This is a genomic window from Erythrobacter sp. NE805 (assembly GCF_046452355.1).
GTDB lineage: Bacteria > Pseudomonadota > Alphaproteobacteria > Sphingomonadales > Sphingomonadaceae > Erythrobacter.
This window is the reverse complement of sequence record NZ_JBKFDI010000001.1, coordinates 1,417,056-1,435,432: the sequence shown is the minus strand read 5'-3', so window position 1 is coordinate 1,435,432 and position 18,377 is coordinate 1,417,056. Positions and strand designations below refer to the sequence as shown.

19 protein-coding genes are annotated in these 18,377 nt (G+C 69.2%); 3 read left to right on the top strand and 16 right to left on the bottom strand.

The genetic code is table 11. The features are described from left to right. The first annotated feature begins 22 nt into the window (after positions 1–22). On the top strand, positions 23–1,612 hold the full coding sequence (locus ACLBKU_RS06785; protein WP_410178765.1) for a GMC family oxidoreductase: 1,590 nt from the start codon (positions 23–25) through the stop codon (positions 1,610–1,612). Between the two features lie 242 nt (positions 1,613–1,854). On the opposite strand, the gene ACLBKU_RS06780 is transcribed toward ACLBKU_RS06785, so the two are convergent. From ACLBKU_RS06780 to ACLBKU_RS06735, 10 genes are all read right to left on the bottom strand, one after another. After that, positions 1,855–3,273, bottom strand: a complete 1,419-nt coding sequence (locus tag ACLBKU_RS06780) for an ammonium transporter (RefSeq protein WP_410178764.1) — start codon at positions 3,271–3,273, stop codon at positions 1,855–1,857. Positions 3,274–3,286: 13 nt separating this feature from the next. After that, positions 3,287–3,625, bottom strand: a complete 339-nt coding sequence (locus ACLBKU_RS06775; RefSeq protein WP_410178763.1) for a P-II family nitrogen regulator — start codon at positions 3,623–3,625, stop codon at positions 3,287–3,289. A 182-nt stretch (positions 3,626–3,807) separates the two neighbouring features. After that, positions 3,808–4,365, bottom strand: a complete 558-nt coding sequence (locus ACLBKU_RS06770; RefSeq protein ID WP_410178762.1) for a pyridoxamine 5'-phosphate oxidase family protein — start codon at positions 4,363–4,365, stop codon at positions 3,808–3,810. A 17-nt stretch (positions 4,366–4,382) separates the two neighbouring features. After that, positions 4,383–5,252 carry an alpha/beta fold hydrolase gene (locus tag ACLBKU_RS06765; protein ID WP_410178761.1) on the bottom strand — a complete coding sequence of 290 codons (870 nt, stop codon included), beginning with the start codon at positions 5,250–5,252 and terminating at the stop codon, positions 4,383–4,385. A 123-nt stretch (positions 5,253–5,375) separates the two neighbouring features. Continuing rightward, complete coding sequence (locus ACLBKU_RS06760; protein ID WP_410178760.1) at positions 5,376–6,896, bottom strand: peptide chain release factor 3; 1,521 nt, start codon at positions 6,894–6,896, stop codon at positions 5,376–5,378. Between the two features lie 4 nt (positions 6,897–6,900). Continuing rightward, entirely contained in the window at positions 6,901–7,185 is a 285-nt protein-coding gene (locus tag ACLBKU_RS06755) for a hypothetical protein (protein WP_410178759.1), read from the bottom strand. Positions 7,186–7,197: 12 nt separating this feature from the next. Beyond that, positions 7,198–7,947, bottom strand: a complete 750-nt coding sequence (locus tag ACLBKU_RS06750) for an SDR family NAD(P)-dependent oxidoreductase (RefSeq protein WP_410178758.1) — start codon at positions 7,945–7,947, stop codon at positions 7,198–7,200. Continuing rightward, positions 7,944–10,334 (bottom strand): phenylalanine--tRNA ligase subunit beta, encoded by a 2,391-nt coding sequence (gene pheT, locus ACLBKU_RS06745; protein ID WP_410178757.1) that lies wholly within the window; start codon positions 10,332–10,334, stop codon positions 7,944–7,946. The genes ACLBKU_RS06750 and pheT overlap by 4 nt, the downstream gene beginning before the upstream one ends. Beyond that, positions 10,331–11,431, bottom strand: a complete 1,101-nt coding sequence (pheS, locus tag ACLBKU_RS06740) for a phenylalanine--tRNA ligase subunit alpha (protein ID WP_410178756.1) — start codon at positions 11,429–11,431, stop codon at positions 10,331–10,333. Before pheS ends, pheT begins: the two co-directional genes overlap by 4 nt. An 82-nt stretch (positions 11,432–11,513) precedes the next feature. Then, on the bottom strand, positions 11,514–12,422 hold the full coding sequence (locus ACLBKU_RS06735; protein ID WP_410178755.1) for a helix-turn-helix domain-containing protein: 909 nt from the start codon (positions 12,420–12,422) through the stop codon (positions 11,514–11,516). A 106-nt stretch (positions 12,423–12,528) separates the two neighbouring features. Between ACLBKU_RS06735 and ACLBKU_RS06730 the strand changes: the two genes are divergently transcribed. Further along, positions 12,529–13,410 carry an SH3 domain-containing protein gene (locus ACLBKU_RS06730; RefSeq protein WP_410178754.1) on the top strand — a complete coding sequence of 294 codons (882 nt, stop codon included), beginning with the start codon at positions 12,529–12,531 and terminating at the stop codon, positions 13,408–13,410. Between the two features lie 93 nt (positions 13,411–13,503). Here the strand turns inward: ACLBKU_RS06730 and ACLBKU_RS06725 are convergent, their stop codons facing one another. From ACLBKU_RS06725 to rpmI, 3 genes are all read right to left on the bottom strand, one after another. Beyond that, positions 13,504–14,433, bottom strand: coding sequence for a helix-turn-helix domain-containing protein (locus ACLBKU_RS06725; RefSeq protein ID WP_410178753.1), 930 nt, complete (start codon positions 14,431–14,433; stop codon positions 13,504–13,506). Between the two features lie 143 nt (positions 14,434–14,576). Beyond that, entirely contained in the window at positions 14,577–14,936 is a 360-nt protein-coding gene (rplT, locus tag ACLBKU_RS06720; protein ID WP_264393186.1) for a 50S ribosomal protein L20, read from the bottom strand. Positions 14,937–15,068: 132 nt separating this feature from the next. Further along, the gene (rpmI, locus tag ACLBKU_RS06715; RefSeq protein ID WP_026092007.1) at positions 15,069–15,272 is read right to left on the bottom strand and encodes a 50S ribosomal protein L35; all 204 of its coding nucleotides are present in this window, start codon (positions 15,270–15,272) and stop codon (positions 15,069–15,071) included. 250 nt (positions 15,273–15,522) lie between these two features. Here rpmI and ACLBKU_RS06710 point away from each other — a divergent pair, with 250 nt between their 5' ends. Next, positions 15,523–16,176, top strand: coding sequence for a class I SAM-dependent methyltransferase (locus ACLBKU_RS06710; RefSeq protein ID WP_410178752.1), 654 nt, complete (start codon positions 15,523–15,525; stop codon positions 16,174–16,176). Between the two features lie 4 nt (positions 16,177–16,180). Here the strand turns inward: ACLBKU_RS06710 and hisN are convergent, their stop codons facing one another. Genes hisN through ACLBKU_RS06695 form a run of 3 tightly spaced genes read right to left on the bottom strand, consistent with a single transcriptional unit; the run spans position 16,181 to position 18,229 of the window. Continuing rightward, entirely contained in the window at positions 16,181–16,951 is a 771-nt protein-coding gene (hisN, locus tag ACLBKU_RS06705) for a histidinol-phosphatase (RefSeq protein WP_410178751.1), read from the bottom strand. Continuing rightward, the gene (locus tag ACLBKU_RS06700) at positions 16,941–17,294 is read right to left on the bottom strand and encodes a ribose-phosphate pyrophosphokinase (protein WP_410178750.1); all 354 of its coding nucleotides are present in this window, start codon (positions 17,292–17,294) and stop codon (positions 16,941–16,943) included. The genes hisN and ACLBKU_RS06700 overlap by 11 nt, the downstream gene beginning before the upstream one ends. Continuing rightward, positions 17,294–18,229 (bottom strand): ribose-phosphate pyrophosphokinase, encoded by a 936-nt coding sequence (locus ACLBKU_RS06695; protein ID WP_410178749.1) that lies wholly within the window; start codon positions 18,227–18,229, stop codon positions 17,294–17,296. The genes ACLBKU_RS06700 and ACLBKU_RS06695 overlap by 1 nt, the downstream gene beginning before the upstream one ends. Positions 18,230–18,377 lie beyond the last annotated feature (148 nt).

Sequence of the window (18,377 nt, the reverse complement as noted above, 5' to 3'; positions counted from 1 at the left end):
TCTCCCCACAAAGGGAGAGATCATGGAGAGTTTCGACTACATTGTCATCGGCGGCGGCAGCGCCGGCAGTGCCGTGACCGGGCGCCTCGCGGTCGACGGGACGCGGCGGGTGTGCCTGCTGGAAGCCGGCGGCCACAACAACACCATCTGGATCAAGACGCCGGGCTTCATGCCCTTCATCCCGCAGGCCTCGAACTACCGCTACGAGACCGTGCCGCAGAAGGGCCTCAACGGGCGCACCGGCTACCAGCCGCGCGGGCGCGGGCTCGGCGGGTCCTCGGCGATCAACGCGATGGTCTATATCCGCGGCAACCGCTGGGATTACGACAACTGGGCGGCGGAGGGCTGCACCGGCTGGGCCTATGACGACGTGCTCCCCTACTTCAAACGCGCCGAGGCCAACGAGCGCGGCGGCGACGAGTGGCACGGCGCGGGCGGCCCGCTGTTCGTCGAGGACCAGAAGCACGCCAACCCCGCGAGCCACGCCTTCGTCGAGGCGGCGGCCGCGCTCCAGCTGCGCACCAATCCCGATTTCAACGGCGCGCGCCAGGAGGGCTTCGGCCTCTACCAGGTGACCCAGCACAAGGGCGAGCGCTGGTCTGCGGCGCGGGCCTACGTGGAGCCGATCCGCGACCAGGGCAACGTGTCGGTGCGCACCGACACGCTGGTCGAGAAGCTCGTGATCGAGGGCGGGCGGGTGACCGGGGTGCAGGTCCGCCGCAGGGGCAAGCGCGAGACGCTGCTCGCGCGACGGGGCGTGATCCTCTCCGCTGGCGCCTTCAACTCCCCGCAGATCCTGATGCTCTCCGGCATCGGCCCGGCCGAGCACCTCAGGGAGCACGGCATCGATGTGGTGCTCGATCGCCCGGCGGTGGGCGGCAATCTCCAGGACCATATCGACTACGTCTCCGGCTGGGAGACGGAAAGCAACGTGCTGATGGGCCAGACGCTCAAGGGCTCGCTCAAGATGGTCGCGGCGATGATCGAGCACCGCCGCAGCCGCACCGGGGTGATGACCACCTGTTTCGCCGAGGCCGGCGGGTTCTGGTCGGTGATGCCCGGCAGCCCCGCGCCCGACATTCAGTGGCACTTCGTCCCCGCCGTGCTCGAGGATCACGGGCGCGAGAAGGTCAAGGCGCACGGCTTCTCGCTCCACGCCTGCGTCCTGCGGCCCGAGAGCCGCGGGACGGTGCGGCTCGGCTCGCCCGATCCGGCGGCGGCGCCGGTGATCGACCCCAACTTCTTCGCTGACGAGCGCGATCTCGCGGTGATGCGCGCGGGCGTGCGCCTGTCGCACCGCATCGCCGAGGCGCCGCCGCTGATGGCCTTCGGACCGCGGGATCGCCACCCCGTCGACCTCGATGACGACGCGGCGCTCGACGACCTCATCCGCAGCCGCGCCGACACGGTCTATCACCCGGTCGGCACCTGCCGGATGGGCGCGGACCGGGATGCGGTGGTCGATCCGACGCTCAGGCTGAACGGGCTCGAGGGGATGTGGGTGGCGGATGCGAGCGTGATGCCGAAGATCGTCAGCGGCAACACCAACGCGCCGAGCATCATGATCGGCGAGCGCTGCGCGGATTTCGTGATGGCGGCAGAGCGGGCCTGACACCCGCTCGCCCGCTCGCAGGTCGGCCCAGACCTGCCCTAGACCCCGCCTAGACCCCTTCCAGACCCCCTCCACCGGGGGCGGCGCGGCGATGTTTCACGTGAAACATTCGCAGATGACAAAAAAAGGCCGGAGAGCTTGCGCTGCTCCGGCCATATCCAGTCTGTTCGTTCGCAGGAGGAACAAGGTGAGGCGGGGGGAGGGGAGAGGGAGAGAGAGGCCTCCCCCCGCCAAACTGGGGATCAGTTGTAGGCGCGCTCCCCGTGTTCGGAGATGTCGAGGCCGTTGGTCTCGGCCTCGGCGTCGGGACGCAGGCCGATGGTGTACTTGAGGGCGAGGAACAGCACCGCCGAGACGACGCCGGTCCAGGCGATGGTGGTGCCGACCGCCCAGCACTGGGTGATGACCTGGCCGACGAGGTCGAACTCGCCCGCCTTGGCGACCGGGGCGGTGTAGTCGATCCACCCCTGCCCGCCGAGTGCCGGGTCGGCGACCACGCCGGTGCCTATCGCGCCGACGATCCCGCCCACGGCGTGGATGCCGAACACGTCGAGCGTGTCGTCATACTTGAGCTTGTTCTTCACCGTGGTGACGAAGAAGTAGCAGACCAGCGAGGCGACCGCGCCGAGGATGATCGCGGTGCCCGGGTGGGCAAAGCCTGCCGCCGGGGTGATCGCGACGAGTCCGGCGACCACACCCGAGACACCGCCGAGCAGCGAGGGCTTGCCGTGCGCGACCTTCTCGATCACCGCCCAGGCCACGCCCGCTGCTGCGGTTGCGACGAAGGTGTTGATGAAGGCGAGCGCGGCGAAGGCGTTGGATTCGAGCGCCGAGCCGGCGTTGAACCCGAACCAGCCGATCCACAGCAGGCTGGCGCCGATCATGGTCATGACCAGGCTGTGCGGGGGCATGGGCTCCTTCTGGTAGCCGATGCGCGGGCCGATCACGAGGCAGCCGATCAGGCCCGCGATCCCGGCGTTGATGTGCACCACGGTGCCGCCGGCGAAGTCGAGCGCACCCCAGCCCCACAGCAGGCCGTAGTCGGTCGGCGCGGCGTGAAGGAAGTCGGGGCCGGCCCAGTACCACACCATGTGCGCGATCGGGAAATAGGCGAGTGTCATCCACGCGACCACGAAGATGATCAGCGGGGTGAACTTCACGCGCTCCGCAAAGGCGCCGACGATCAGCGCCGGGGTGATGCAGGCGAAGGTCATCTGGAACATCACGAAGACCAGCTCGGGGAGGTATACTCCGTTCGAGAAGGTTGCGGCGAGCGTGGTCACGTCAACGCCCTTGAGGAAGGCCTTGTCGAGCCCGCCGAACAGCGCCGGGAAAGGCGAGCCGGTCGAGGTGAAGGCCATCGAATAGCCCCAGCCGAACCACACCAGCGAGGCGACGCAGACGATCGTAAGCACCTGCATCAGGACGCTCAGCATGTTCTTGGCGCGCACCAGGCCGCCGTAGAACAGCGCGAGCGCGGGCACGCTCATCATCAGTACGAAGGCGGTGGAAACCATCATCCAGGCGACGTCGCCCTTGTCGACCATCTCGGCGGTGGGCACGAACGGCGCGGGCGCCGCCGCAGGCGCGGCGAGGGCCGGCGCGGCGAGCAGCGCTGCGCCGGTCGCCACCATCGCGGCAGTGGAGAGAATTCGCTTCATCGATTGGGTCCCCTTACAGCGCGGTTTCGCCGGACTCGCCGGTGCGGATGCGGGTTGCCGAGGCAAGATCGAGAACGAAGATCTTGCCGTCGCCGATCGCTCCGGTGTTGGCGGTCTGCTGGATGGTTTCGACCACCTGCTCGGCGATTTCGTCGCTGGCAGCGATCTCGAGCTTCACCTTGGGAAGCATGTTGGTGGAGTATTCGGCACCGCGGTAGATCTCGGTCTGGCCTTTCTGGCGGCCGAAGCCCTTGACCTCGGTCACGGTCATCCCGGCGATGCCGATGCCGCTCAAGGCCTCGCGCACGGTGTCGAGCTTGAACGGTTTGATGATGGCGATGATGAACTTCATCTGTGGCCCCTGTTGCACCGGATCGGTCCGGCCAGCAGGATCACAGCAACAAGCGTGCCAGATCGGTGTAACGGAACTGACGCAACGGAATCCGGCGACTCTCTTCGCAGCTGCGGGAGAATACCTGCCTAAATCTTCATCATCTGATTAACGATTAGGCAACTTCTGCGACCAGTCGTGCATCATTCGCCCGCGATGTAGCGATTCGTCGCGCGGGTCGGCAGGCCGTCGATGCTGCGGGTGCGCTTCGCCATCTTCTCGGCCCAGGCATCGGGATCGGACTGCCGGTGCGCCTTCTTCAGCGTCTCGCGCTCGCCCTCCAGCGTCATGAAGGGCACGCCCCACCCGCAGGAGGTCTGCACGCTCTCCACCGCGATGTCGAAGATCTGGCGCGTGCCCGGCATCAGCGTGAAGTGCGCCGCGAGTGCCTCCCACCCCTCGTCCTGCGGCAGCACCGCGCGCCCGCGCCCGTAGATGCGCAGGATCAGCGCCGGCTGCTGGAAGTTGCAGAACATCAGGGTGATGCGGCCATCGGCGGCAAGGTGCGCGTGAGTCTCGTTCCCCGATCCACCAAGGTCGAGATAGGCGACCCGCGTGGGCGAAAGCACACGGAAGGCGTCATAGCCCTTCGGGCTGAGGTTTATCCGCGCGCCTTCCGCGGCGGTCGCGACGAAGAACACCGGCTGGGCGGCGATCATGGCGATATGCTTTTCGTTCAGTGCCTCGAAGAAATCCGCCATGTCCTGCCCCCGGGTCTCTAGAGAAAGTCGCGCAAGGTCGTGATGAAGCGGTCGAACTGGTCGTGATGGAGCCAGTGGCCGGCCTTCTCGAACTCGATCACCCGCGCGGTGTTGAAATGCGCCAGCCGCCCGTCCTTCTCCGGGTTCGAGGCCCAGGAATCGGCCCCGTAGAGCAGCAGCGTCGGACAGGTGATCGCGCCCCACAAGGCCTCGATGAACTCGTCGCCGATGTCCTCGACCGGCCAGACGTTGAGGTGAGGGTCGAACTTCCAGCTATAGGTCCCGTCCTCGTTGCGGTTGACCCCGTGGACGGTGAGGTGGCGCGCCTGCTCCTCGGTGAGGTAGGCGTTCTCCTCGATCATCCGCGCGAGCGCCGCCTCGATGCTCTCGTACTTGCGCGGGGTGCGCCCGGCGGCCTTGCGCTTTTTCTCGATCCATTCGGCGAGGCGCTCGGGATAGGGCACGGCGCGCTGCTGGGCGCGCCACTCGGGCGAGGGGCCGAGGCCCTCGATCGCGACGAGCTTGGTCACCATGTCGGGGAAGGCCCCCGCATAGCGCAGCGCGACATTCCCGCCCATCGAATGTGCGACCATCCTGACCGGGCCGACCCCGAGCTGGTGGATCAGCTGCGCAAGGTCATAGACCATGTCGCCCGCCGAATAGACCCCGTCCGAGACCCAGTCGGAATCGCCGTGCCCGCGGTGGTCCATCGCGATGACATGGTAGTCCTCGCGCAGCGCTGCTGCGGTCCAGTCCCACGAGCGCGCATGATCGCGCCCGCCATGCACCAGCACCAGCGGCGGCTTACCCCGCCCGCCCCAGTCGAGATAGTGGAGCCGGAGGCGCTGCGAGATGAAGGTCTGCGAGGTCGGGGCGGCGGTATGCATGGGGGATGCTTTGGCCAAACTGTGCGGTTTGGGCAAGGCACACCACATCCGTTCGCCTCGAGCGTAGTCGAGACACCCGCGCACGGCCTTTCGACTTCGCTCGAGGCGAACGGAACAGGGAGTCTAACGTTCCTTCGTCGCCGAGAAGGTCAGCTGCGGGTTCTTCTCGACCTGGTAGCTCACGTCCCACGGGCTCTTGGCCATGAACACGAGGTCGCCGTCGCGGTCCTTGGCGAGGTTCGCGCGGTTGAAGCTCGCGAACTCGTCGAGCGCCTTCTCGTCGCCCTTGATCCAGCGCGCGGTGGCGAAGGGCGAGGGTTCGAGCACGGCCTCGACCTTGTACTCCGCCTCGAGCCGCGAGATCAGCACCTCGAGCTGGAGCTGGCCGACGACGCCGACGATGTGCTGCGAGCCGATCTCCGGGTGGAACACCTGGATCACGCCCTCTTCGGAAAGGTCGTCCAAGGCCTTGCGCAGCTGCTTGGTCTTGGTCGGATCGCGCAATTGCACGCGGCGCAGGATTTCCGGCGCGAAGTTGGGCAGGCCCGTGAAGCGCACCTGGTTGCGCTCGGACAGGGTGTCGCCGACGCGCAGGGTGCCGTGGTTGGGGATGCCGATGATGTCGCCCGCCTCGGCGGTATCGGCGAGCTCGCGGTCCTGCGCGAAGAACAGGATCGGGGAGTGCACCGCGATGGGCTTGCCGAGCCCGCTCGGCGTCAGTTTCATGCCGCGTTTGAAGGTGCCCGAGACCTGCCGCATGAAGGCGATGCGGTCGCGGTGGTTGGGGTCCATGTTGGCCTGCACCTTGAAGATGAAGCCGGTCACCTCGTCGCGGTCCGGACTGATCTGCTCCTCGCCGGCGGGTTGCGGCCGGGGCGGCGGGGCGTAGCGGGCGATCGAGTCGATCAGCTCGGTGACGCCGAAGTTCTTGAGCGCCGATCCGAAATAGACCGGCGTTAGGTCGCCGTGGCGATAGGCCGCGAGGTCGAACTCGGGATAGCCGCCGCGGGCGAGCTCGATCTCGTCGGCGAAGCGTTCGGGGATCGCCGCCGTGTCGCGGGTGCCGAGGTATTCGCGGCTCGGCCCTTCGGGGCGGCTGATCGTCTCGGTGGCGAAGTCGAGCAGGCCCTCGAACTCGCCGCCCATGCCGATCGGCCACATCTGCGGGGAGACGTCGAGCGCCAGCATGTCGGCGACCTCGTCCAGCGTCTCGAAGGGATCGCGGCCCTCGCGGTCGACCTTGTTGACGAAGGTGATGATCGGGACGGAGCGCAACCGGCACACCTCGAAGAGCTTGCGGGTCTGCGGCTCGATGCCCTTGGCGGCGTCGATGACCATGACCGCCGAGTCCACCGCCGTCAGCGTGCGGTAAGTGTCCTCCGAGAAGTCCTCGTGGCCCGGAGTGTCGAGCAGGTTGAAGGTGATCCCGTCCTTCTCGAATGTCATCACCGAGGAGGTCACCGAGATCCCGCGCTGCTGCTCGATCTTCATCCAGTCCGACCGCGCCCGCCGCGCCGCGCCGCGCGCCTTGACCTCGCCCGCGAGGTGGATCGCCCCGCCCTGCAGGAGCAGCTTTTCGGTCAGCGTGGTCTTGCCAGCGTCGGGGTGCGAGATGATCGCGAAGGTGCGGCGGTTGGAGGTCATGAGCTCAATCTTCTGGATGGTCTTGGCGGCTGCGGCTGGCGATCAGCGCCCAGCGGACCGAACCCGCCAGAGCCGACGAGAGCCCCAGGGTCGCCGTGATCGCGCCGATGAGGAAGATGCCGATGCAGCCGTCGCTTTGGCAGGTATTGCTGAAGGAGACGGTCCAGATCACGCCGAGCAGGAAGAGGCCGAGGGCGACCGCGGCGAGCGGCTTGAACCACTCGCGCGGTGCGAAAAGCAGGACCAGCGCCGGGACCAGCGCAGCGAGCAGGGCGAGGATGAACTCCACTCCGCCCCTTCCTCAGCTGTCCCGCGCGACACGGAAGCCCGCGAAGTCCTGGTTGACCGGCATCAGCTCGAGCCGGTTGATGTTGAGATGCGGCGGCAAGGTCGCGATCCAGTGGATCGTATTGGCGATGTCCTCGGCGGTCATCGGGTTGACCCCGCGGTAGAGGTCGTCCGAGGCCTGCTGGCTGCCCGTGCGCACGAGCGTGAACTCGGTCTCGACCATCCCCGGCTCGATGCTCGTCACCCGGACCCCGGTGCCGTGGAGGTCGGCGCGCAGGGCGAGGGTGAAGTGGTTCGCGAAGGCCTTGGAGCCCGCATAGACGTTGCCGCCGGGGTAGATGTAGCTCCCCGCGACCGAGCCGATCGCGATGATCGCGCCGCGCCGCTCGATCAGCTTCGGCAGCAGCTTGCGGGTCACCGTCACCATCGCGGTGACGTTGGTGTCGATCATCGTCTGCCAGTCGTCGAGGCTGGCGTTCTGCGCTGCCGAGAGCCCCTGCGCGAGCCCGGCGTTGTTGACGAGGAGGTCGATCTCGCGGAACCCTTCGGGCAGGCTGGCGAGCGCGGCGTCGAGCGCGGCGGTGTCGCGCACGTCGAAGCAGGCGGTGTGGACCGTGTCGGCGCCCAGCTCGGCGACCAGCGCCGCGAGCCGCTCCTGCCGCCGCCCGGTGGCGACGCAGCGCCAGCCGTCCGCGACGAGGCGGCGCACCGTGGCGAGGCCGATCCCGGCGGTGGCGCCGGTGACGAAAGCGAGCCTGCTCATCCGCGCAGCTCTCCGCCGAGCTTGGCGGCGGCCGCCACCACCTTCTCGGCGATGGCCTTGAGGTCGGCGTCCTTGAAGCTCGCCTCGCCCGGCTGGAGCGTGACCTCGACCGCGATGGACTTGCGGCCCTCGGGGACGCCCTGCCCCGCGAACACGTCGAACACGCGCACAGCGGTGATCGCGGCCTTGTCCGCCCCCTGCACCGCGCGCACGAGGTCGCCCGCGGCGAGGCCCTGCGGCACGAGGAAGGCGAAGTCGCGGGTCACGGCCTGGAGCGCCGGCGGGGTGAAGCTCGCCCGCGCGAAGGCGGCGCCCTTCTTCGCCGGGATGGCGTCGAGGAACAGCTCGACCGCCGCAATAGGCCCGTCTGCGTCGAAGGCCTTGAGCGTCGCCGGATGCACCATCCCGAAGCGCGCGAGCACGGTCTTGGGCCCGAGCCGGAGCGTCGCCGACTGGCCGGGGTGGAACTGCGGCCCGGCCTCGCCCATCACCATCAGATTCGCGGTCGGAGCCCCCGCCGCCTCGAGCAACTCGAGCGCGAGTGCCTTGGCGTCATAGGCGTCGAAGGGCTTCGCCTTGCCGGACTGCCAGCCGCGCGGGGTCTTCTCGCCGGCGAGCACGATGCCGAGCGTCGGCTTCTCGTCGCTGAGGCCATCGGCGGCGCGGAAATAGCGCCGCCCGATCTCGAACAGCCGCGAGGACGCCGCGCCGCGGTCGGCGTTGCGCTTGGCCGCCATCAGCAGGCCGGGGAGCAGCGAGGGGCGCATGGCCTTCATGTCCTCGCTGATCGGATTGGCGAGCACCCAGGGCGTGTCGTTGCCGTCCGAGAAGTGGTTCGCGGCCCACTCGGGGAGGAAGGACCAGGTCACCGCCTCGTTGAGCCCGCTCGCAGCGGCGGCGCGCCTGAGCCCGCGCTCGAGCTTCTGCTGCGGCGTGGCGGTGGGACGGGCGACACCCTCGACGCGGGGGAGCGCGACGCTCGCGACCTTGTCGAGGCCGTGGATGCGCACGACTTCCTCGACCAGATCGGCCGGCCCCTCGATGTCGTGGCGGCGCAGCGGGCAGGTCACCTGCCAGCCCTCGCCGACCGCGAAGCCGAGGCTCTCGAGGATGCGCTTCTGCTCGGCCTCGGCCACTTCCACGCCGCCGAGGCGGGTGGTGAGGCCAGGGTCGAAAGCGACGAGCTTGGGCTCGGACGGCGGCGAACCGGCGCGCACGACCTCGCTCGGGGTGCCGCCCGCGAGTTCGACGATCAGCCCGGTGAGGAGGTCGAGGCCCTCATCGAGGAACGCCGGGTCCACCCCGCGCTCGAACCGGGTGCGCGCGTCGCTCGACAGCCCGAGCTTGCGCCCGGTCGCGCCGATGCGCGCCGGGTCGAAATAGGCGATCTCGAGCAGCACGTCGGTGGTGCTCTCCGACACCCCCGAATGCTCCCCGCCCATGATCCCGGCGATGTCGTGCACACCCTTGTCGTCGGCGATCACCACGATCTCGGGGTCGAGCGTATAGGTCTTCTCGTTGAGCGCCAGCACCTGCTCGCCCTCGACAGCGCGCCGCGCCACCACCGCGCCGGAGAGCTTGGCGAGGTCATAGACGTGCGCAGGGCGGCCGAAGCCGAGCATCAGGTAATTGGTGAGGTCGACCAGCAGCGAGATCGGGCGCTGGCCCGCGCTCTTGAGCCGCGCCTGGAGCCAGTCGGGCGAGGGGCCGTTGCGCACGTCGGTGATGACGCGGCCGTAGAAGGCAGGGCAGCCCTCGGGGTCGTCGGTGCGGATTTCCACAGGGCACGCGCCCGACGCGCTGAACGCCGGCACGGCGATCGGCTTGAGCGCCCCCAGACCCTTCGCGGCGAGGTCGCGGGCGATACCGTAAACGCCCATGCAGTCGGGCCGGTTGGGGGTCACCGCGACCTCGATCACGGGATCGGAGCCGTGGTAGTCGGCGAAGCTCGTGCCGACCGGCGCATCCTCGGGCAGTTCGATGATCCCGTCGTGATCCTCGCCCAGCTCGAGCTCGCGCGTCGAGCACATCATGCCGTTCGATTCGACCCCGCGGATCGCGCTCTTCCGCAGCACCATGCCGTTCGCCGGCACCACCGCGCCGGGCAGGCCCAGCACGCCCTTCATCCCGGCCCGCGCATTGGGCGCGCCGCACACCACCTGGAGCGGTTCGCCCTCCCCGGTGTCGACGGTCAGCACCTGGAGCTTGTCGGCATCGGGATGGCGCGCGGCGGTCAGCACCTTGGCGACGCGGAAGCCGGCGAGCTTCTCGGCCGGGTCCTCGACGCCCTCGACCTCGAGGCCGATGGCGTTCAATGCATCGCAGATCTCGGCGACGGTGGCGGTGGTCTCGAGGTGGTCCTTGAGCCAGGTCAGCGAGAACTTCATGCGCGCGCTCCCACGCCGGCGGAGAGGGTGGGCTGGTCGAAGGGCGAGAAGCCGTAGTGCGCCAGCCAGCGCGGATCGCCATCGAAGAAGGCGCGCAGGTCGTTCATCCCGTATTTGAGCATCGCGATGCGGTCGATCCCGAGGCCGAAGGCGAAGCCCTGCCATTCGGCGGGGTCGAGCCCGCCGGCAGCGAGCACGCGCGGGTTCATCATCCCGCTGCCGCCCAGTTCCATCCACGCATGGCCCGGCGCATCGCCGTGCCCGCCGACGACACGGCGGCCGCCCTCGTTCGAGTAGCCGACATCGACCTCGACGCTCGGCTCGGTGAAGGGGAAGTAGGAGGGGCGCAGGCGCAGCACGATGTCTTCGCGCTCGAAGAAGGCCCTGAAGAAAGTCTCGAGCGTCCACTTGAGGTGGCCGAGGTGGATGCCCTTGTCGATCACCATGCCCTCGACCTGGTGGAACATCGGGGTGTGGGTGGCGTCGCTGTCGGAGCGGTAGACGCGGCCCGGGGCGATCACGCGGATCGGCGCGCCCTGCTGGATCATCGCGCGGACCTGCACCGGCGAGGTGTGGGTGCGCAGGAGAATCTCGCGGCCCTCGGGCGTGCGGTCGGGGAAATAGAAGGTGTCGTGCATCGCCCGCGCGGGATGGGTCTCGTCCATGTTGAGCGCGGTGAAGTTGTGCCAGTCGTCCTCGATCTCGGGGCCGGTCGCGACCGCGAAGCCCAAGTCGGCGAAGATCTCGGCGAGCTCGTCCATCACCTGGCTGACGGGGTGGACCGAGCCCCTCGGCGCGGCGGGCGCGGGGAGCGACAGGTCGATCGTCTCGCGCGCCAGTTGCTCTTCCAGCGCCGCCGCCTCGAGCGCGGCCTTCTTCGCCTCGAGCGCCTCGGCGATCTGCCCGCGCGCCGACTGGATCGCTGGCGCGGCGAGGTTGCGCTCCTCGGGGGTCATCCCGCCGAGGGTCTTGAGGGCGAGGCTCACCCAGCCCTTCTTGCCGAGCGTGTCGAGCCGCTCGGCCTCGAGCGCGTCGAGGTCCGCCGCGGCGGCGATGGCGGCCAGCGCGGCCTCGGTCCGGGATGTGATGTCGGTCATGGAAACAGGGTGCTCTGCGCGCGAGGATTTTGCCGCCGCCCGCTAGCGGCAAATCGCCCTCATTGCAAAGGGGGAGGGCGCCTCAGGCCGCCGCGCCTGCCGAGAGGTCCCCGACCGGGCGGTGCAGCCCCTGCATCGCCTGCCCCACCGCCTTCATCCGCGCCCGTGCCGCGGCGCTGAGCAGCGGCTTGTCGAGCCGCGCATAGGCCGAGGGGCTCATCCCCATGAACCGCTTGAAGTCGCGCACGAAGTGCGACTGGTCGTGATATTGCCAGTCGAGCGCGGTGAGCCACTTCAGCGACGGATCGAGCATGTATTGCGCGAGGCTCCTGAGGAACCGCTGGCGGCGGATCAGCAGCTTGGGCGGAAAGCCGAAGGCGCGCCGGGCGAGGCGCTCGAGCGAGCGGACGGTCATGCCCATCCGCTCGGCGAGTTCGGCGACGGTCGCGAGGTCGGGATCGACCAGCGCGGCGGTCAGCCGGGTGATCGCCGGATCGGGCGCGGCACCCTCGAGCAGGCGCTCGACATGGCGGATCACGACCGCCAGCTCGGCGTCGAACCCGCCGGTGGTAGCCGCCAGTTCCTCCGCGAGCGGGCCGAGCGCGGCGAAGGCGGGGTCGGCGAGCGCATCGACGAAGCGGTCGGCGTAGTCCCCGGCCTGCGCGCCGAACAGCGCGGCCCAGCCGGCGGGCAGCAGCCCCACGCCCCACGCCCGCCCCTCGGCGAGGCGGAAGCGGGTCGCCCGGCTGGTCGGCCCGGCAAGGGTCACGAGCGGCGAAGGCACCAGCGCGCCCGCGCCGATCGCCTGCTGCGCGGCCGCATGCGCAAGGAACCGCAGGTTGGCCCATTCGGGGTGGAGGTGATCCTCCATCCAACCGCCCGGCCCGGCGGCGTTTACCTCGGTGCAGTAGAAGGTGGTCACGAAGGGCGCGAGCGCGGGGGCGGGCAGCGCGAAACGCACCTCGACCGCCCGTCCGCTCTCCGCCAGCATGCCCCTCGGCCCCCCGACCTTGCGCGGGGTCGCCTCCTTACAAGGTTAACCCCACCTTGCCGCTTATCCCGAAGCGGGGCGTGAATGACAAGGGGGAGACCGTTTCATGACAAATTCGATGGGGCTGGCATGGCCGCTCGCTATTGCCGCCGCTCTCGCGGTGCCGCAAGCCGTCGCCGCCAAGGAGGAGGTCAAGGCGCCCGAGCTGGTGCGCTGCGAGGCGCCGATCGGCTCGGTCGCGCTGGTCGAGGGGGACCAGGCGGGGTGGTCGAACTGGGGCCTCGGCTCGCCGCGCTCGCTGATCGCCGCGCTGGCGCTCGAATCCGGCTGCTTCACGGTCGACAACCCCGCCGACGCGACCCCCGCGCAGTTCCTCGTGACCCTGATCGCGGGGAGCCAGGAGGAGGTCGACAAGGGCATGGAGCTCGCCAAGGGCGCGGCGACCGAGGCGCTGGTGCGGAGCGGCGCGGCCGGATCGGTGCTGCGCGGCGTGCCGATGGGCGGCGCGGTGCTCGGGATGTTCGGCGGGCTCGGCGGCAAGAAAAAGACTTACGCTGCGGGCCTAAGGGTGGTGAGCCCGGCCAACGGGCTGACGGTGGCTGCGGGTCAAGGCGTGGTGAGAAGATCGAGCATCAGCTTCGCCGGCGGCGGCTGGGCCTCGGGCGCGGCGAATGCGGCGGGCTACGGCGCGAGCAAGGACGGGCAGATGCTGACCGAGGCCTTCGTGATCGCCTTCAACGCGCTCGTCGCCCAGCGCCAGCTGATGGAGGGTGCCGCCGAGCCGGCCGCCGCGGCCGCCGCACCCGCGGGCGCGTCGGTGGCGGTCGACACGGTGATGCGCGCCGCGGCCACCCGCGAGGGCGCCGTCGTGCGCAACCTGCGCGTGGGCACGAGCCTCACCCCGACCGGCCGGCGCGAGGGGCTGTTCGTCGAGGTGAAGGACAGTTTCGGCACCACCGGCTGGGTGTCGGTCGAGGACCTGAGGTAGGGTCTTTGTTCGCTTAGTACATGCAGGCCGGAGGAATGAACTTCCGGAAAGCGATCAACTTGTTCAGCTTTACCGGTCTGAATATAAACAACATCACCGCAGCAACAGCGGCGGCGGCGGGTCGAGGGTCTGGGCGGCGCTCCCCCAGATCCTTGCCCGCGCCTCCATGAACGAGGTCAGGATCGGGTGCTCGAGCGCGGCATATTCGCTCGGGTTCATGGTCATGAATTCGCGGAACTCGCGGGTGAACTGCGCCTGGTCGTGGTAATGCGCGTCCATCGCCTCGGTCCAGCGGGCGCCGCGCTGGAGCATGAAGCTGGTGAGGCTGCGCATGAAGCGCTGGCGGCGCATCAGCAGCTTGGGCGGAAATCCGAAAAAGCGCGTGCAGATCCGCTCGAGGGTGCGGATGCTCATCGCGCAGGCCTCGGCGAGATCGGCGACCGCGGCGTGCTCCCCGCTCACCAGCGCGGCGTGGACGCGGGCGATGCGCGGCTCGTCCCGGTTGGGGCGCATCGCCGCCGCCATCGCCGCGACGAGGGCGTCGTACTGCTCCTCCAGCGTCGCTTCGGGATCGCAGAGCACCGCCTCGAGCCCGGCGAAATGGGCGAAGGCGGGGTGCGCGGCGCCGTCGCAGATGAGGTTGGTGCAGGCGCTCGCCTCGGCCCGGAAGAACCGCGCCCAGCCCAGCGGCAGGAACCCCACGCCCCACATCCTCACCGGGCCGAGGGTGAAGCGGCAGGGCAGCGAGCTCGCGCCAGTCCCGACGAAGCGCGCCCCGCTCACGCGGGTGCCGGCGATCTCTGCATCGGGAGCAGCACCGCAGAAGAAGCGGATATTGGCCCATTCGGGCTGGAGGTAGTCGGTGACCGGCGGCGCGCCGGCCGGCTGCTCGAGCGTCAGGTGGTAGAGGCTCGTGAAGCAGCCCGCGAAATCCTCGGGGGGTTCGCGGAACACGGCGGTGAGCCGCTCGACCCGCGCCGGAGCCTGCTCCGCCGCGGCCTGCTGATCACATCCTTCCCCCATGCGGGCGACTAAAGCCGATATGGCGCGGTTCTACAAGGCGCACAAAAGCGAGGGGCGGGCTTCCGCAAGGAAACCCGCCCCTCGTTGCTTGATCGGGCCGGAGCCTGCGGGCCTTACGCCGGCAGCGCCGCCCCCCGCCCGCTTCAGGCGGGCAAAGCGGCCTTCGCCTGGGCGATCACGGCCTTGAAGGCGCCGCCCTCGTTCATCGCGAGATCGGCCATCGCCTTGCGGTCGAGCTCGATCCCGGCGAGCTTGATGCCGTGCATGAACTGCGAATAGGTGAGGCCTTCCATGCGGACCGCGGCGTTGATGCGCTGGATCCACAGGGCGCGGAACGTCCGCTTCTTCACCTTGCGGTCGCGGTAGGCGTATTGCCCGGCCTTCTCGACCGCCTGGCGGGCGATGCGGATGGTGTTCTTGCGGCGACCGCGATAGCCCTTGGCCTGGTCGAGGATCCGCTTGTGCTTGGCGCGGGTGGTGACACCGCGTTTGATGCGAGGCATGTCTTGTGTTCCTTTCAGTCACGAGACCGGGCCTACCCTCTCCCCCGCCCTTCCACCCGGATGATCACCCGGACAGGTCCGGGCGGAAGGGCGGAGGAAAGGGTAGGCCCGGTAGCGGCTCAGCCGCTCGAATTAATCCAGCCCGTAGGGCGCCCACTTCTTGATCGTCGGCGTATCGTTGGCCGACAGGACCGAGGTGCCGCGGTTGGTGCGGATATACTTCGCGTTGTGGCTGATCAGGCGGTGACGCTTGCCGGCGACGCCGTGCTTGACCTTGCCGGTGGCGGTGATCTTGAAGCGCTTCTTCACACCGCTCTTGGTCTTCAGCTTGGGCATTTTCATCTCCTGGTGAGACACGTCGGAACCGGCCATGGCAGCCCTTGTCGCCAGGCTGGCTGATTGATTCGTGTCGGTGAAGTGCGCGCGCTTAGGCGGGAGAGGCGCGAAAGGCAAGGGCGAAGGGGCGCAGGTCCCGCCGCCGGGGCGCGACGAGGCGGGCGCGGCATCTGACGAACCGCAACGAGGGCTCGGCCAGCCGCGCGCGGTCGGCATTGCCCCTTGCGCCGATTCGCCTATGGGTGCGCAGATGAACCCGACTCCCCTGAATTCGCCGGCGAAAGCTCCGGCCCGCAGCGGTCTCCTGCGCTTCCTCCGCTCGGCGAGCATCTTCCTGCGCGGCTTCATCGAGCACCCCGCGATGGTCGCCTCGGTCGTGCCCTCCTCGCAGGCGACGATCGACGCGATGCTCGCCAAGGTCGACTGGAGCCGCTGCCGCCTTTTCGTCGAATACGGCCCGGGCGTGGGCACCTTCACCACCCGCATCCTCGACCTCCTGCCGCCCGAGGGGCGCCTGATCGCGATCGACACCAACCCGCGCTTCATCGAGTTCCTCAAGCGGACGATCGACGATCCGCGCTTCGAGGCGGTGCTCGGCTCGGCGGCGGATGTCGAGAGCATCGTGCGCGAGGCCGGCCACGCCCGCGCCGACTACGTGATCTCCGGGCTCCCCTTCACGGCGCTCCCCGAGGACGTCGCGCGCGGCATCGTCGATGCCACCTACCGCGTGCTGCGCGACGGCGGCGCGTTCATGACCTACCAGTTCCTGCCCACCGCGCGCGACCTCACCGAGGCGCGCTTCGACCGCACCGACCGCGGCCTCGCCATGTGGAACATCCCGCCCTGCCTCCTCGCCTGGGGCTGGAAGGACGAGGCCGCCGCCCTGCGCGAGGCGGCGGAGTAGCGCTTCAACCCATCGCCTCGAGCACGTCCTCGAGCCTTGCGGGATCGCCGAGCGCGATCACCGTCCCGTCGCTGCCGGCGTCGAGGGGGTTGCCCTGCCAGTCGCTCATCATGCCCCCGGCGCCCTCGACCACCGGCACGAGCGCGGCGTAGTCGTGGAGCTTCAGCCCCGCCTCGATCACGAGGTCGACATGGCCGGATGCCACGAGGCCGTAATTGTAGCAGTCCCCGCCGTAGACGATCTTCTTCTCGGCGACCCGTTTCGCGACCGACATGAAGGCGTCGGCCTCCTCGTTGGTGAAGAGATGCGGGCTGGTGGTCGCGAGCACCGCGTCGCCGAGCTCCTTCAAGGGCTTGGTCCGGGCGGGGGCGCCGTTGAACAGCGTCGGTTGGCCGATGCGGCCCACCCAGCGCTCGCCCGAAATCGGCTGGTCGATGATCCCCAGCACCGGCCAGCCGCCCTGCAAGAGGGCGATCAGCGTGCCGAAGATCGGGCGCCCGGCGATGAAGCTGGTGGTACCGTCGATCGGATCGAGCACCCATTGCCGCCCGGCGCCCTCGTTGCGGGTGCCGTATTCCTCGCCGATGATCCCGTCGCGCGGGAACTCGGCCTCGATCAGCTTGCGCATCGCCGCCTCGGCCGCGCGGTCGGCCTCGGTGACGAAGCTGCGGTCGGGCTTGCGCTCCTCGCTCCACGTGCCCCGGAACAGCGGGCGGATCGCGGCCCCCGCCGCATCGGCGAGGCGCAGGGCAAGGGCGAGGTCGTTATCGTTCATGCAAGTTCCAATAATCGAAGGCTTCCGCCTGTCGAGCCTCGGTGTAGCGCCTGGCCTCCGCTCCCTCCCACGCCAGCGGCAGGTCGTCGTGGACGCCGGTGCGGCTGACGAACCAGCCTTGCCCCGGCAGCCCGTCCGACTGGCGCACCACCAGCACCGCCAGCCCCGGCTCGCCCGCTGCCCGGCCATCCTCGTCGATGCGGTCGAGCACCTTGCACAGCTGGCGCATCAGGGGGCGGGTGAAGACGTGACCGAGGAGATTGAGGAGCGCGCCATAGGTGAACACCTGCCGCGCGCGGGCCGCTTCGATCAGCAGCCCGCGCACTTCGGCAGGATCGAACATCAGTCGAACAGCGAGCTGACCGAGCTCTCGTCGGCGATCCGCCGGATCGCCTCGCCCACCAGCGGGGCGATCGGGAGCACCCGGATGCGGCTCGATTGTTCGGTTGCCTCCGTGGGGCGGATCGAATCCGTGATCACCAGCTCCTTGAGGCTCGACCCGTCGATCCGCGCCACCGCGCCCCCCGACAGGACGCCGTGGGTGATGTAGGCCGCGACCGACTTCGCCCCGTTCTCGAGCAGCGCCTCGGCGGCGTTGCACAGCGTGCCGCCCGAATCGACGATGTCGTCGATGAGGATGCAGTGGCGGTCCTTGACGTCGCCGATGATGTTCATGACCTCGCTCTCGCCCGGCCGGTCGCGCCGCTTGTCGACGATCGCGAGCGGGGCGTTGTCGAGCCGCTTGGCGAGCGCGCGGGCGCGCACCACCCCGCCGACGTCGGGCGAGACCACCATCAGGCTCTGATCGCCGTAGCGCGCCTGGATGTCGGCGGCCATCACCGGCGCGGCGTAGAGGTTGTCGGTCGGGATGTCGAAGAAGCCCTGGATCTGCCCGGCGTGGAGGTCGACGGCGAGCACCCGGTCGGCCCCGGCCTCGGTGATGAGGTTGGCGACGAGCTTCGCCGAGATCGGGGTGCGCGGCCCCGGCTTGCGGTCCTGCCGGGCGTAGCCGAAATAGGGCACCACCGCGGTGATTCGCTTGGCCGAGGCGCGGCGCAGCGCGTCGATGCAGATCAGCAGTTCCATGAGGTTGTCGTTCGCCGGGAAGCTGGTCGGCTGGACGACGAACACGTCCTCGCCGCGGACGTTCTCGTGGATCTCGACGAACACCTCCTCGTCCGAGAAGCGCCGGACGCTGGCATCGGTGAGCGGGATCTCGAGATAGGCCGCGATGGCCCGGGCGAGCGGCAGGTTCGAGTTGCCGGACATGATCTTCATGGAAGCGCGAATCCCCGAGGCGTGACGAGCCGTGCCCTAGCGATGCGTCACGGAAATGCAAAGGAGGCCGCGCGCGTTCTCGTCAGCTATGAAGAAGGCCGGGAACGGCAGGGCGGCGGCGGGCAAAGGGGTACCCGCCGCCGCGCGC